Origin of the sequence: Lactobacillus sp. OTU4228, from assembly GCF_001006945.1 — a bacterium.
Classification (GTDB): Bacteria; Bacillota; Bacilli; order Lactobacillales; family Lactobacillaceae; genus Lactobacillus; species Lactobacillus amylovorus.
Window position 1 is genome coordinate 1 of sequence record NZ_CDLD01000007.1, and the last position, 14148, is coordinate 14148.

General features: G+C 36.4%; 9 protein-coding genes and 15 tRNA genes. All 24 read left to right on the top strand.

The features are described 5' to 3' along the window. Positions 1 to 53: 53 nt before the first annotated feature. The 24 genes from BN1206_RS01845 to smpB all read left to right on the top strand — a co-directional run bounded on the left by BN1206_RS01845 (position 54) and on the right by smpB (position 13764). Positions 54 to 126, top strand: a tRNA-Phe gene (locus tag BN1206_RS01845). A gap of 19 nt (positions 127 to 145) precedes the next feature. After that, positions 146 to 216 (top strand) — tRNA-Gly (locus BN1206_RS01850). A 5-nt stretch (positions 217 to 221) separates the two neighbouring features. Continuing rightward, positions 222 to 296, top strand: a tRNA-Ile gene (locus tag BN1206_RS01855). 2 nt (positions 297 to 298) lie between these two features. After that, positions 299 to 388: transfer RNA gene (locus BN1206_RS01860), tRNA-Ser, on the top strand. A 168-nt stretch (positions 389 to 556) separates the two neighbouring features. Further along, positions 557 to 979 (top strand): (deoxy)nucleoside triphosphate pyrophosphohydrolase, encoded by a 423-nt coding sequence (locus BN1206_RS01865; RefSeq protein ID WP_013641550.1) that lies wholly within the window; start codon positions 557 to 559, stop codon positions 977 to 979. Then, positions 979 to 3876, top strand: coding sequence for a DEAD/DEAH box helicase (locus BN1206_RS01870; RefSeq protein ID WP_052542803.1), 2898 nt, complete (start codon positions 979 to 981; stop codon positions 3874 to 3876). The genes BN1206_RS01865 and BN1206_RS01870 overlap by 1 nt, the downstream gene beginning before the upstream one ends. Positions 3877 to 4098: 222 nt before the next feature. Further along, positions 4099 to 4170, top strand: a tRNA-Glu gene (locus BN1206_RS01875). Positions 4171 to 4205: 35 nt separating this feature from the next. Then, a tRNA-Ser gene (locus tag BN1206_RS01880) sits at positions 4206 to 4292 on the top strand. A 9-nt stretch (positions 4293 to 4301) separates the two neighbouring features. Continuing rightward, positions 4302 to 4375: transfer RNA gene (locus BN1206_RS01885), tRNA-Met, on the top strand. Between the two features lie 3 nt (positions 4376 to 4378). Then, a tRNA-Asp gene (locus BN1206_RS01890) sits at positions 4379 to 4452 on the top strand. Between the two features lie 6 nt (positions 4453 to 4458). Further along, positions 4459 to 4531: transfer RNA gene (locus tag BN1206_RS01895), tRNA-Phe, on the top strand. 7 nt (positions 4532 to 4538) lie between these two features. After that, positions 4539 to 4620, top strand: a tRNA-Tyr gene (locus tag BN1206_RS01900). 4 nt (positions 4621 to 4624) lie between these two features. Continuing rightward, positions 4625 to 4695: transfer RNA gene (locus BN1206_RS01905), tRNA-Trp, on the top strand. Between the two features lie 12 nt (positions 4696 to 4707). Next, positions 4708 to 4780: transfer RNA gene (locus BN1206_RS01910), tRNA-His, on the top strand. Positions 4781 to 4787: 7 nt separating this feature from the next. Beyond that, a tRNA-Gln gene (locus tag BN1206_RS01915) sits at positions 4788 to 4859 on the top strand. Positions 4860 to 4882: 23 nt separating this feature from the next. Continuing rightward, positions 4883 to 4953: transfer RNA gene (locus BN1206_RS01920), tRNA-Cys, on the top strand. A 40-nt stretch (positions 4954 to 4993) separates the two neighbouring features. After that, positions 4994 to 5078 (top strand) — tRNA-Leu (locus tag BN1206_RS01925). 122 nt (positions 5079 to 5200) lie between these two features. Then, a complete protein-coding gene (locus tag BN1206_RS01930; RefSeq protein WP_052542805.1) occupies positions 5201 to 6364 on the top strand; it encodes a glycosyltransferase family 4 protein in 1164 nt (387 codons plus the stop codon). A 13-nt stretch (positions 6365 to 6377) separates the two neighbouring features. After that, positions 6378 to 7421 carry a glycosyltransferase family 4 protein gene (locus tag BN1206_RS01935; RefSeq protein ID WP_052542807.1) on the top strand — a complete coding sequence of 348 codons (1044 nt, stop codon included), beginning with the start codon at positions 6378 to 6380 and terminating at the stop codon, positions 7419 to 7421. Continuing rightward, on the top strand, positions 7421 to 8446 hold the full coding sequence (locus BN1206_RS01940; protein ID WP_014565586.1) for a lysylphosphatidylglycerol synthase transmembrane domain-containing protein: 1026 nt from the start codon (positions 7421 to 7423) through the stop codon (positions 8444 to 8446). The genes BN1206_RS01935 and BN1206_RS01940 overlap by 1 nt, the downstream gene beginning before the upstream one ends. Before the next feature lie 71 nt (positions 8447 to 8517). Continuing rightward, entirely contained in the window at positions 8518 to 10578 is a 2061-nt protein-coding gene (locus BN1206_RS01945; RefSeq protein ID WP_013437271.1) for an LTA synthase family protein, read from the top strand. Positions 10579 to 10645: 67 nt separating this feature from the next. Further along, on the top strand, positions 10646 to 10879 hold the full coding sequence (secG, locus tag BN1206_RS01950) for a preprotein translocase subunit SecG (RefSeq protein WP_013437272.1): 234 nt from the start codon (positions 10646 to 10648) through the stop codon (positions 10877 to 10879). A 71-nt stretch (positions 10880 to 10950) separates the two neighbouring features. Continuing rightward, positions 10951 to 13293 carry a ribonuclease R gene (gene rnr / locus BN1206_RS01955; protein WP_013437273.1) on the top strand — a complete coding sequence of 781 codons (2343 nt, stop codon included), beginning with the start codon at positions 10951 to 10953 and terminating at the stop codon, positions 13291 to 13293. Positions 13294 to 13305: 12 nt separating this feature from the next. After that, positions 13306 to 13764 (top strand): SsrA-binding protein SmpB, encoded by a 459-nt coding sequence (gene smpB, locus BN1206_RS01960; protein WP_013437274.1) that lies wholly within the window; start codon positions 13306 to 13308, stop codon positions 13762 to 13764. Positions 13765 to 14148 lie beyond the last annotated feature (384 nt).

Sequence of the window (14148 nt, forward strand, 5' to 3'; positions counted from 1 at the left end):
CCTCCCTGTCACGGAGGAGATCGTGGGTTCAAATCCCACATGGACCGTAAGATGGCTCGGTAGCTCAGTTGGTAGAGCAAAGGATTGAAGCTCCTTGTGTCGGCGGTTCGATTCCGTCCCGCGCCATTCATTTTTTATATCAGGTGCGGGTATAGTTTAGTGGTAAAACGAAAGCCTTCCAAGCTTTAGTCGCGAGTCCGATTCTCGTTACCCGCTTTCATGGGCCTATAGCTCAGCTGGTTTAGAGCGCACGCCTGATAAGCGTGAGGTCGATGGTTCAAGTCCATTTAGGCCCATTGGAGACTTACTCAAGTGGCTGAAGAGGCGCCCCTGCTAAGGGTGTAGATCGGGTTATTCCGGTGCGAGGGTTCGAATCTCTCAGTCTCCGTAATATAAGAGCTCAGTGATTGAGCTCTTTTTGGTTGCTTAAAATAAAGAAAGTATGATGATCTAACAATGATACTTTGTATCTGAGTTAGATCTTTTTTTATTTAGGCATTTTATTCACTCAAGGTTAGCTAGTGTACAATAAAATAAAAAACTTAGGAGAAATAAAATGGCAAAGAAGATTATCAGAGTTGCAGGAGTGGCAATTATAGATCAAAAGTACAATAAAGTTTTAGCAGGGAAACGCAACGCAGACCGTTTAGTAGGTGGTATGTGGGAATTCCCTGGTGGAAAGATAGAAAAGGGTGAGACACCTCAAGAAGCAGCTAAACGTGAGCTTGAGGAAGAATTCCATGATGAAGTTAAAATTGGACCACAGCTTGGCGAAACAGTAAGTTATGAGTACGATTTTGGCATAGTTGAATTAACGGTCTTCTTTGCTAAATTGTTAACTCATAATTTTGATCTCGTTGCTCATAGTAAAGTTGAATGGCTATCAGCTGATCAAGTTGCAAATTTAAAATGGGCTCCTGCCGATGCTCCATTGGTTAAAGAATTAGCTAAAACAAGTTTTAAGGATATTAATTTCTGATGGATTTAGAAAATGATTTAACGAAAACAGTTTTAAATAATTATATTGATAAAGATAAGTTTCTAAGTACCGGAAATTTATCTGCTCGGCTTATTCTAAATCATGGTCAAAATGATAACGTTTATCGAGTTTTAAAGATGGAATTAGCAACTTGCAAATCTTTTACCTTTGCGGTTGCATTTGTAACGCAGGAAGGTTTTACTTCCTTTTTGACTGTTTTATCTGACTTAGCAAAACGTGGAATTCATGGACGGGTCTTAACATCCACGTATCTTTATTTTAATGAGCCAGAAGCCTTTAGAAGTTTGATGAAGGTTCCTAATATTGAAACTAGAATTTTCAATGAAAGAGATCCAAAAACTAATAAAAAACTGCCTTTTCATGCAAAGGGTTACTTGTTTGAACATGAAGGCTATCGTTCAGCGATTATCGGTAGTTCTAATTTAACTTCGGGTGCGTTAATTAGTAATTATGAATGGAATTTGAATGTTAATTCACTTGATAATGCAGAAATTACTGAACAAATTAATCTACAAATTGAAGCTGAATGGCGTAAGGCAACTCCTTTAACAGAACAATGGCTTTCACAGTATCAAAAACATTACGATCAAAATAATTTAGTTGAATCTGAAATAGCAGAAAATAAGCATTCGAATAAAATACAGCCTAATAAAATGCAGAAGGAAGCATTGGGCGAAATTCAAAGTCTCAGGCAAAGTGGTGAAAATACAGCATTAATAATTTCTGCAACTGGAACAGGGAAAACATATCTCGGTGCTTTTGATGTTAGAACATTTAAGCCGAAAAGATTCTTATATGTAGTTCATCGTGAACAAATTTTACAGAAGTCTAAGCAGAGTTTTTACAATGTTATTGGCGGCAATTATTCTGATTATGGTATTTACAGTGGAAACCACCAAGAAGGTTTAAATTCTAAGTATGTTTTTGCGACGGTTCAGACTCTAGCTAAAGATGAAAATTTAAAGAAATTTGCTAAAGATGCCTTTGATTATATTTTGTTTGATGAGGCACATCATTTAGGAGCAGCTCAGGAATTAAAAATTTTTAAATACTTTCGACCTAAATTTTGTTTAGGAATGACTGCTACACCTGAAAGAACTGATGATTTTAATATTTATAAGCTTTTTAACTACAATATTGCTTATGAAATACGTCTGCAAAACGCTTTAGATCAAGATATGCTATGTCCTTTTCACTATTACGGTGTTGAAGATTATATTTATCAAAATGAATTGATAAATGGTGCTTCTAGCTTGAATCGATTAGTAAGTGATGAGCGAGTAAATTATATTTTGCAACAGACAGATTATTATGGGTACTCTGGGCGAATTTTACATGGTCTAATTTTTTGTAGTCGCAAAAAAGAAGCAGAAATTTTAGCAGAGAAATTAACGAAAAAGGATTGTCCATCGCTTGCAATATCAGGAACTGATTCAATCAGTAAACGAGAAAAAGCAGTTAAGAGATTGGAAAAAGGCCAAGTTAAATATCTCATTACTGTTGATGTATTCAACGAAGGTGTAGATATTCCATGTATTAATCAAATCGTTCTGTTAAGAAATACCCAGTCAAGTATTGTTTTTGTGCAGCAATTAGGGCGTGGACTTAGAAAGTATAAGGGAAAGGATTATCTAACTGTAATAGATTTTGTAGGTGATTATGACAATAATTATTTGATTCCTGTAGCTTTAACGGGAGATAAATCGCACAATCGTGATCGAGTTCGGGATAAATTAGATCTAGAACCGATTTATGGTGTATCGTTGATTAATTTTACAAATGTGGCTAAGGAGCAAATTTATAAATCGATTAATCATTCAAATTTAACTCTAAAGCGCAAATTGCGTGAGGAATATACGAATGAAAAGCGGAAGTTCGGTAGAATACCATTAATGTATGATTTGCAAAAAGAATCGATTGACTGTGAGATTATTGCTGAAAAGTATAAAAATTATAGTCATTTTTTGCAAGAAATGGGCGAGAGTGCATACCAAGTATCAGATTTTCAAGATAAAATATTAGAATTTTTGACTGTAGTTTTAGCAAACGGTAAACGAGAGCATGAACTTCTGCTGTTAAATGAGCTATTAAGTCAAAAAGAAATAAAAGAGAAGCAATATTTGGATAATTTAAGGAAAAATCATTGTCTAATTTCCGATGATATTCTTAAATCAGTTGATGCAATATTGTCGTTATCGTATTTTGTTAGAAAATCTTTGCCTAATAAAGAAACTTATGGCGGTGAAAGCATCGTTGAACATAAAAATAAAAAATATTCTTTGAATAAGAAGATAAGAGAAGAACTAATAAATCAGAATTTTTATCTACTTTTTAGGGATGCAATTAGAACTGGTTTACTTCGTTCTAAGAAATACGATTCTGAAAAAATTTTTACTATTGATGAAAGATATACTCGAATGGATGCTAATCGTCTGTTAAATTGGGAGAAGATCGTTCCTGGGCAAAATATTGGTGGTTACAAGTTTGATTATGACAAGAAAAATTGTGCTATTTTTATAACTTACAATAAAAAGCCCGATGCTCAAACTTTGGCATACCAAGATCAATTTATAAATCAGTCTATTATTAACATGTATTCAAAATACCCACGGAATTTAGAAAGCAAAGAGATTCAAAATTTTAAGGATAAAGAAATTACTTTTCATTTATTTGTGAAAAAATCAGATGATGACGGTAAAAGTTTTATCTATCTTGGTACTTGTCAGCCTCAAGTTGACTCTTTTAGAGAAAAAGCAATGAAGAGAGTAGATAAGAAAAATAATGCTAAAACAGTTAAAGTTGTTTCGATGAACTTAAAGTTAACGACTCCGGTCGATATTAATACGTATTATATGCTGACGAAGATTAAGTATTAGAATGTTAAAACATCAGCATAATGTCTCTATTACAGCGTATTTGCACTTTTTTGCAAAAAAATAAAAAAAGTACTTGCATTTCAGCTGCATATCTATTAATATTAAATACGTTGTGATTGAGAGATCGCCTAAGCAATTGAGTTTTGAAAGAAAGTTAAAAAAGCACTTGACTTTTAAGACTTGATTCGGTATTATAATTAGGTGCTCTTGATTAGGAGACATGACCCGTTGGTCAAGTGGTTAAGACACGGCCCTTTCACGGCCGTAACATGGGTTCAAATCCCGTACGGGTCATTTGCCAGTTTAATATATTTTGGCATTAAGCTAATGGAGGATTACCCAAGTGGCTTAAGGGGACGGTTTTGAAAACCGTTAGGCGGTTATGCCGCGCGTGGGTTCAAATCCCACATCCTCCTTAATATTATCGCGGGATGGAGCAGTCTGGTAGCTCGTCGGGCTCATAACCCGAAGGTCGTTGGTTCAAATCCAGCTCCCGCAATTTGGTCCATTGGAGCAGCGGTTTATCTCGCCTCCCTGTCACGGAGGAGATCGTGGGTTCAAATCCCACATGGACCGTAAGATGGCTCGGTAGCTCAGTTGGTAGAGCAAAGGATTGAAGCTCCTTGTGTCGGCGGTTCGATTCCGTCCCGCGCCATCAAGCTGGAGGAGTAGCGAAGTGGCTAAACGCGGCGGTCTGTAAAACCGCTCTCTCTGAGTTCGGCGGTTCGAATCCACCCTCCTCCATAATAGGGATATCGTATAATGGTAGTACATCGGTCTCCAAAACCGCTGATGTGGGTTCAATTCCTACTATCCCTGTTTACCTTCATGGCGGAATTGGTGAAGGGGTTAACACACCGGTTTGTGGATCCGGCATGCGTGGGTTCGAATCCCACATTCCGCCCTAGTATTGGGATATAGCCAAGTGGTAAGGCATTAGACTTTGACTCTAACATGCGCTGGTTCGAATCCAGCTATCCCAATTCTAAATAATTTTATAACTTATGGCGGTGTAGCCAAGTGGTAAGGCAGAGGTCTGCAAAACCTTAATCGTCGGTTCGAGTCCGACCTCCGCCTTATCAACCGAATAAGTTGATTATTTAAAAATTAATATTATGGCGGTGTGGCGGAATTGGCAGACGCGTCAGACTCAAAATCTGGTGTCCATTACGGACGTATCGGTTCGACCCCGATCACCGCTATCTTTTATAAGCGATCCATTAAGTTGGATCGCTTTTTTTTGTTAAGATATGTTATTAATTTAGTATTTAAAATTGCACATAGTTTGAGTAATCTTTATAATGCTAAATATGGAGGTATTTAAATGAATATTGGTCTTTATACCGATACATATTTTCCCCAGATAAGTGGCGTGGCTACTTCAATAAAGACGTTAAAAGACGCCTTGGAAAGACAGGGGCATAATGTATTTATTTTTACCACAACAGATCCAAATGTAAAAAAAGGGACAGTGGAGCCAAATGTCTTTCGTTTTAGCAGCATACCGTTTGTTTCGTTTACCGATAGAAGAATAGCCTTTAGAGGGTTGTTCGAAGCTACAAAGGTTGCTAAAGAAGTAAATTTGGATATTGTTCATACACAAACCGAATTTGCCTTGGGAAGTATTGGAAAATATGTAGCTCACCAATTAGATATTCCCGCTATTCATACATACCACACAATGTATGAAGATTACTTGCACTACATTCTTAATGGTCACTTACTTCGTCCATACCATGTTAAACAATTTGTAAAAAGCTATTTGAAAAATATGGATGGCTGTATCGCCCCTAGTGGTCGAGTAGAAGATTTGTTGCACCGTTATGGCGTACAAATTCCTATTAGAGTTATTCCTACTGGCGTAGATATTCAGGGAATAAATTGCGACGCAAAACGTGATGTGCGAAAAGATTTAGGCATTGCTAAGGATGTGCCAGTAATCTTGACATTGAGTAGAATTGCAGCTGAAAAGAAAATAAATCATATTTTAAATGTGATGCCCGATATTATTGAAGAATTTCCAAATGTTAAATTTATGATTGCTGGTGATGGACCAGATGTTGATGTTCTAAAAGATCAAGTAGAACGTTTAACTTTGGAAGATTATGTGATTTTTGCCGGGAACGTTGAACACGGCGATGTCGGCAACTATTACCGCATGGCAGATCTTTTTGTTTCGGCCAGTGATACAGAAACTCAAGGGCTTACTTATATTGAAGCATTAGCTGCTGGTACTCCATGTGTAGTTTATGATACTGATTACACAGAGAATATTTTTGATAAAGAAATTTTCGGTCGTACCTTCACTACTCAAAAAGAAATGCTAGAAGAAATTATTGAATTGCTTAAAAAAGGGCGCAGAAAAATTCCTCAGGAAGTTTTACAAAATAAATTGCAAAAAATTTCCTCTGATCAATTTGCTACAGATGTATATAATTTTTATCAATATGCAATTGATAATTATCAGCCTAAGCACGAAGATTTATAAAAAGAGGATGTAGATGATTAGAATTAATATGTTCTCGCAAGCAGATTCAGTTAAGGGTCAGGGTGTTGGCTCTGCTTATAATGAATTAATCAAATTGCTGAGAACGCATTTAGTAGATGAATTTTATGTAACGATTAATAAATATGGTAATAGTGATTTGACCCACTACCATACAATTAATCCAACTTACTATGCCAACAGCTTTTCACCAGCTCGTGGTAGAAAAATAGGCTATGTACACTTTTTACCTGATACGCTTGAAGGTTCTATTAAGTTACCTGGTGTTGCTAAAAAGGTCTTTTATAATTACGTAATTGATTTTTATCAACGAATGGATCAAATCGTTGTAGTTAATCCAATTTTTATTGATAAATTGGTTGATTATGGCATTGATCGTGACAAGGTAAAATACATTCCTAATTTTGTTTCTAAGGAAGAGTTTTACGAAGAATCACTTGCAAGTAAAAATGCTTTTCGTCATGAACTAGGTATTCCACTTGATAAATTCGTTGTGTTTGGCGACGGACAAGTTCAAGAACGTAAGGGTATTGATGATTTTGTTAAAATGGCTGAAGCTAATCCTGATGTGCAATTTATTTGGGCTGGTGGCTTTTCATTTGGCAAAATTACGGATGGATATGATCACTACAAGCAGATGGTCGACAATCCACCTAAGAACTTAACTTTTGCCGGACTAGTTGATCGTGCTAAGTTGGTTAATTACCTGAACATTGCTGACTTGTTTGTCTTACCATCATATGATGAATTGTTCCCAATGTCTGTCTTAGAAGCATTTAGCTGTGGTACGCCAGTTTTGCTGCGTGACCTTGATTTGTATAAGGCAATTATTGACGGATATTATATGAGCGGTAAAGACTTCGGCGAAATGAATCAAGTTTTGCAGAAAGCTGTAAAAGATCCACAATTATTAAAGAAGTATAGTGAATTGTCCAATAAAGCTAGTCAAGAATATTCTGAGGAACGATTAGCTAAAATTTGGAATGAGTTTTATCATGAGCAATACAAATTAGGAAAAGAATTAGGGCAAATTCACTAATGAATAAAAAACATTTATGGGGCGTTCTGATTGTTTTGGCAATCAGTGCCTTTGTTCTATATACGGACTTAAAATCTACGCCATTATCAGAGATATTGGGAGCAGCTCATGGCCTCAATATTTGGGCATTGATAATGGTGTTCGGTCTAATGCTTTTATCCTATGTTTGTGAAGCTGGAATATTGGCAACTTTGGCCCATCGTAAAGATGAGCCTAAACGATCGGCCTGGTCTTTTTTGCGTATTCCTATTATTCAAGCTTTATTTAATGCGATTACGCCAATGTCGACAGGGGGCCAACCTTCGCAACTTGCTGCAATGATCCAAATGGGCATGGAAGGTGGACGTTCAACATCTATCTTGTTAATGAAATTTATCATTTATCAGATAGTTGTGTTCTTCGCCTACGTCTTTACGATTATTTTTGGCTTCCATACAGTAATGACTAAGTTTGCCGGCCTAGCTGTATTTATAGCGATTGGCTTTTTAATTCATATTAGTTCGATCATTTTCTTACTCGCGATTATGTTTGCCTACCGTTTTACCAAAAGAGCAACTAATTGGGTGATGGATTTATTAGGCAAATTTATGAAAAAGGAACGTGTTGAAAAATGGCGTACAGCTACTTTAGAAAAAATCGATACGTTTTATGCAGAAAGTCAAAAACTCAAAAAAGAAAAGAATAAACTAATAATTTCGTCCATTTTAACTGTTTTACAGTTATTGTTCTTTTACTCGATCCCGTTTATGGTGCTGACAGCATTGAATGTTCCATGTTCATGGAGCAGCGTCACGCAGATGAATATTATGATTATTATGTTTATGGCAATTATTCCAATTCCTGGTGCTTCAGGTGGAGCGGAATATAGTTTCCAAACATTGTTTTCTACTTTTGTTTCATCGCATGGTGCTTTAATTCTTGCAATGTTTGTTTGGCGTTTTGCAACTTACTTTTTCGGTATGATTTTAGGAATTTTCGGTTGGATTTTTAAGCCGAAAAAGATAAAAAGTACAGAAAGTAATTAATTTTTATTAAAAGAAATAAGTCTTGCTCAAATCCGTAGTAAGATAAAATACCGTAACGAGAGGAGAGAGCAATGGAACGTATCAAGTCTTTTTTTAAATGGCTAACGCAAACCAAACTTGGATTTTTTACGATTGTTTTAGTTTTATTTTGGCTGAAAACATACTTTATTTATTTGACCAAGTTTAATTTAGGTGCAGTTGGTCCAATGCAGCAATTTTTGCTCTTAATTAATCCTATTCCTTCAGGGATGCTCCTTTTAGGAATCGGATTGTTCTTTAAAGGGCGGAAATCGTATTGGATAGTTTTGATAATTGATTTCATCCTGACACTATGGCTTTTTTCAAATATTCTTTATTACCGAGAGTTTTCAAACTTTTTGTCATTTTCAATCATTAAGACATCAGGTTCAACTTCAGATAATTTAGGAAAAAGTATTGCAGGGATAACTTTAGCAAGTGATTTCTTGGCCTTTGCTGATATCGCGATAGTTATTGCATTGCTGCTTACGAAAGTTATCAAGATAGACGTTCGTCCTTTGAAGCTTAAGGTAAATCTTTTAATTGAACTTTTAGCAGCTAGTCTAATGGGATTAAATCTGTTAATGGCTCAAAAGGATCGTTCAGGTCTTTTAACAAGAACTTTTGATAATAACTACATTGTTAAATATTTGGGAATCAATGAATATGCCGTTTATGACGGCTATAAGACAGCGCAGACTAGTGCGCAGATGGCTAAGGCTAATGTTTCTGACTTACGCTCTGTTAGAAACTATTTGAAAGCCAATTATGTTAAACCAAATCCTGAATATACTGGCGTAGCTAAAGGAAAGAATGTTTTAATCATTCACCTAGAAAGTTTCCAGCAATTTTTGATTGGCTATAAGTGGAAGGGTAAAGAAGTAACGCCTAACTTGAATAAGATCTATCATCAAAAAGATACTATTAGTTTTGATAATTTCTTTAATCAAGTAGGTCAAGGTAAGACTTCCGATGCAGAAATGATGCTTGAGAACTCACTGTATGGTTTGCAATCAGGCTCTGCAATGTCTACTTATGGTACTTCCAATACTTTTGAAAGTGCCCCAGCAATTTTGCATCAAGAAGCAGGCTATACTACTGCTGTAATGCATGGTGGTGCTGGATCATTTTGGAATAGAAATAATGCTTATAAGTCATTTGGCTACCAATACTTTATGCCACTTTCCTTTTATAAAAATAAGCCAAGCTATTACATCGGCTATGGCTTAAAGGATAAGATCTTCTTTGACCAATCAATCAAGTATATTGAACGTTTGCCACAACCATTTTATTTGAAGATGATTACGGTAACGAACCACTATCCATATCAACTTGATAAGAAGAATCAGACCATTGATAAAACCAACACGGGGGATGAAACCGTTGATGGTTATGTTCAAACAGCGCACTATCTTGATCAAGCCATTGGTGAACTAATGCGGTGGATGAAGAAGACCGGTCTTGATAAGAACACTTTGGTTGTTCTCTATGGTGACCACTACGGAATCTCAGGCAACCACCATAAAGCAAGTGCTGAATTGCTTAAGAAGAAGTCATTTAATGATTTTGATAATTTACAATTCCAAAGAGTCCCATTGATGTTCCATATGAAGGGACTTAAAGGTGGCATTAACCATACTTATGGCGGTGAAATTGATGTTTTGCCAACACTGCTTAATTTGCTTGGTGTAAATGATAAGGGAACTATTCAATTTGGCTATGATTTGTTGAGTAAGCATACGCCTCAAATTGTGGCACAGAGAAATGGTGACTTTATTACGCCAGAATACTCTAAAGTAGGCAGCAATTATTATGACACCAAGACAGGACAGAAGATAAAACCCGATAAGAAGTTGAAGACTAAACTTACTTCGATTTCTAATCAGGTTACTACACAGCTTTCTCTGTCTGATCGTGTGATTAACGGTAATTTGTTGCGGTTCTATCGTCCTAAGTGGTTTACTAAAGTGAAACCTAAAGATTATGATTATAACAAGGAGCCGTCATTAAAACGTCTATATGATGATCCAAGCAAGACCTCTCTTTGGTATAAGAATCATAAGAAGACAACTCAGAAAGATTTCAAGACAGATGCTCCTGAGTTAAAAAAATAACTGCAAAAAATAGCAGTTTGTGATAAAATTGATAGGTAAATCGTATGTTTGTATTGGAGGCAGCGCATTGTATAATTTAGTTATGACGCTACTAATCATTGTTTCAATTTTAATCGTTATTGCAACAATGATGCAGCCACAAAAACAACAAGATGCATTGAACGCCTTATCAGGCGGAGCCGTTTTTAGTGGTCAAACCAAAAAACGTGGTTTTGAAGCATTTATGGAAAAAGTAACCTCAGTTTTATTGGTATTCTTTTTCGTCTTTGCTATTATTCTAGCTTACATGTCTTCAAAATAAATTTTGTACCTCCCGATCAGTATGATGGGGAGGCTTTTTTTTATATTAAATAAAGATCGGAGATTAATTACATGGCACAAAACGAAAAAATTTTGGCCGGTGTTTTAGAAATTTTTCGCCATAATCCACAAAAACAATTTCGTGTAGATCAAATCGAACGAGAAGCACGTCGTGATAGATTAGGTAATTTTACTGAATTAATTAAAGCTCTCTCATTTTTAGAGCATGAAAAAAAGATTATTACAGATGGTAAAGGACAATATAAATTAGCTCAAGAAAATACCATCGTTGAAGGAAACTTTAGAGCTAATGATAAAGGCTTTGGCTTTGTAAAACTTGATGATGAAGAAGCCGATGATGTCTTTATCGCCGCCGACTATACTAAATACGCTGTTGATGGCGACCGAGTAAAGGTTAAGATTACAGCTGGGGGCAACCCATGGAATGGTAAGGGCCCAGAAGGACAAATCGAAGAAATTCTTGAACGTGGCCTTGAAAGTTTAGTTGGTGAATTTCACCCATTAACTGATGAACAAAGAAAAGTCAGTCATTTCATTGGTTATGCTATTAGTAACAACAAGAAGTTACATAAATACCGTGTTTACTTATCTGAAAATGGTTTAATCCCACAAATGGGCGACATGGTTAAGGTATCAATTAAGGACTACCCTGACAAAGATAATCCTGAATCAATGACAGGTGCTGTTATCAAGATCATTGGTAATAAAAATGATCCTGGCGTTGATATTATGTCAATTGTTTCAGCTCATGATGTCAGAACTGATTGGCCTCAAGATGCAATGGCACAAGCTAATGCAATTCCAGACCATGTTACTGAAGAAGAGAAAAAAGGCAGAGTAGATATTACTGATCAACCTGCCGTAACTATTGATGGGGATGACTCAAAAGACTTTGACGATGCCGTAGTTTTATGGAAACTTCCTAACGGCAACTACCATTTAGGAGTTCATATTGCGGATGTATCTCACTATGTAACTGAAAATACTCCTTTGAATGAAGAAGCCTTTGCTCGTGGCAACAGTACTTACTTGGTTGATCGAGTTATTCCAATGTTGCCATTTAGACTTTCAAATGGTATCTGTTCCTTAAATGAAGGTGTAGACCGTCTTGTCTTATCTTGTGACATGGAAATTACGCCTGAAGGTAAGAGAGTAGGCTACAAGATTTATCCTGCTGTAATGCGCTCACATGGACGTATGACTTACAACAAGGTTAACCAAACCTTGAAGGGCGACATGGACGGTTTGGAAGATAAATACGTCAAATTACGTCCAATGCTTATTGAAATGGCTGATTTGCATGCTATTTTATACAAGCAACGTCATGCACGTGGTGCGATTGACTTTGAAGAACCAGAAGCAAAGATTATTGTGGATGATCAAGGCAAGCCAACTGATATCGTTCTTCACGAACGCGGTACAGCCGAAAAGATGATCGAGTCCTTCATGTTAATGGCAAATGAAACTGTCGCAGAAGATTTCTACAAGAAGCAAGTTCCATTCTTATACCGTGTTCACGAAACTCCAGATTCTGAAAGAATTAGAAACTTCTTTGAATTCTGTAGTGCATTTGGCTTAAATATTCATGCAGACCCAGAGAACGTTAAGCCATTAGATTTGCAAAAAGTAGTATCTAAGACAACTGGTACACCTGAAGAAGCAGTTGTGCAAATGATGATGTTACGTAGTTTAAAGCAGGCCAGATACTCTGAAGAAGCTTTGGGACACTTTGGCCTTGCAGCTAAATACTACACCCACTTTACTTCACCAATTAGAAGATACTCTGACTTGATGGTACACAGAATGATTCATGCGTACCAAGAAAAGGGTACTAGTGAAGACATTCAAAAACACTTTGCTGGATATTTGCCAGATGTTGCGGAACAAACTTCTACACAAGAAAGACGTTCAATTGATACTGAACGTGAAGTAAACGATTTGAAGATGACAGAATACATGGCAGATCAAGTGGGAGAACACTTTGATGCCGTAGTATCTTCAGTTACTAGTTTCGGGATGTTTATTCAACTGCCTAATACCATTGAAGGCTTAGTGCATATTTCTAACTTAACTGATGACTTCTACAGCTTTAACGAGAAATCATTGACTTTGACGGGCCGTGGTACGCATAAACAATACAAGATAGGGATGCCAATTAAGGTTACCCTTATTAATGCTAACGTTGAACAGCATCAATTGGACTTTGAAGTTTATGACCCTAATGCACCTAAGAGAAAACATCGTGATAGAGGGATGAATAACCGTCGTCGTGGCAATAGAGGTTTCCATAATGATCATGGTCACCGTGGTGGTGGTAACTATAATAGTCGCGGAGACCGTAGAAGTCATGGACGTGGCAATAATAGAAGAAACCAAAGAAATTTTAAACATTAAGGAGTGACCTTAATGAAAAAAGAAAAAGACGAAAACTTAATTGCACAGAATAAAAAAGCACGCCACGATTATTTCATTAAAGAAACATATGAAGCTGGTATTGCTTTAACTGGGACAGAAATTAAGTCCGTGCGTGCCCGTCGTATCAATTTACGCGATGGCTACGTGCAGATTATTAATGGCTCGGCTTTTTTGGAGAACGTGCATATTAGTGAATATAAGCAAGGCAATCGATATAATCACGAACCACTTAGAAGTCGGCGACTTCTTTTACACAAAAAGGAGATTAATCGATTAGCTAAAGTACAAGCCGAACGTGGTATTGCAATTATTCCATTAAAGGTTTATTTGAAGCACGGTTTTGCTAAAGTTTTAATTGGCGTAGGTCAAGGTAAAAAAGAATATGACAAGCGTCAGACAATTAAAGAAAGAGACCAAAAACGCGAAATTCATCGCAGATATGGTATTTAGACAAGTTCACGATCAGAAGATCGTGGACTTTTTTGTTTATTTTGAAAAAAATAAAAAATTTTTGACGAAGAATAAGTGAATTTTAAGCAAATTTCGAACGATTAGTTGCGTTAAACTTTTAGTGTTAAGAAAATGATTGTCGATTGAGGGACGCAATTTTAGAAGTGGTTACAACTAAACCACGCGTTTCATAAGTGAAGCGAACGAAAGGGCAAACTTGCAAGAAGAGCAGAAATAGGGTAAATTAATAAAGTCGTTTCGAGAGATGCGGCACAGCTTGAATAAGAAGCCTGAGCAAAGGAAAAATCAATAAAATGAAAAAAGTACTTGCAAAAGGGAGAAGAAGCTGGTAACATATTTAAATGTCGTCAAGCAAGAGATGAA

What these genes read in the sequence shown, in the direction of transcription:
- BN1206_RS01940 (WP_014565586.1), top strand. Translation starts at nt 7,421, where the DNA reads ATGAATAAAAAACATTTATGGGGCGTTCTGATTGTTTTGGCAATCAGT.
- BN1206_RS01865 (WP_013641550.1), top strand. Translation starts at nt 557, where the DNA reads ATGGCAAAGAAGATTATCAGAGTTGCAGGAGTGGCAATTATAGATCAA.
- rnr (WP_013437273.1), top strand. Translation starts at nt 10,951, where the DNA reads ATGGCACAAAACGAAAAAATTTTGGCCGGTGTTTTAGAAATTTTTCGC.
- BN1206_RS01935 (WP_052542807.1), top strand. Translation starts at nt 6,378, where the DNA reads ATGATTAGAATTAATATGTTCTCGCAAGCAGATTCAGTTAAGGGTCAG.
- BN1206_RS01870 (WP_052542803.1), top strand. Translation starts at nt 979, where the DNA reads ATGGATTTAGAAAATGATTTAACGAAAACAGTTTTAAATAATTATATT.
- BN1206_RS01930 (WP_052542805.1), top strand. Translation starts at nt 5,201, where the DNA reads ATGAATATTGGTCTTTATACCGATACATATTTTCCCCAGATAAGTGGC.
- BN1206_RS01945 (WP_013437271.1), top strand. Translation starts at nt 8,518, where the DNA reads ATGGAACGTATCAAGTCTTTTTTTAAATGGCTAACGCAAACCAAACTT.
- smpB (WP_013437274.1), top strand. Translation starts at nt 13,306, where the DNA reads ATGAAAAAAGAAAAAGACGAAAACTTAATTGCACAGAATAAAAAAGCA.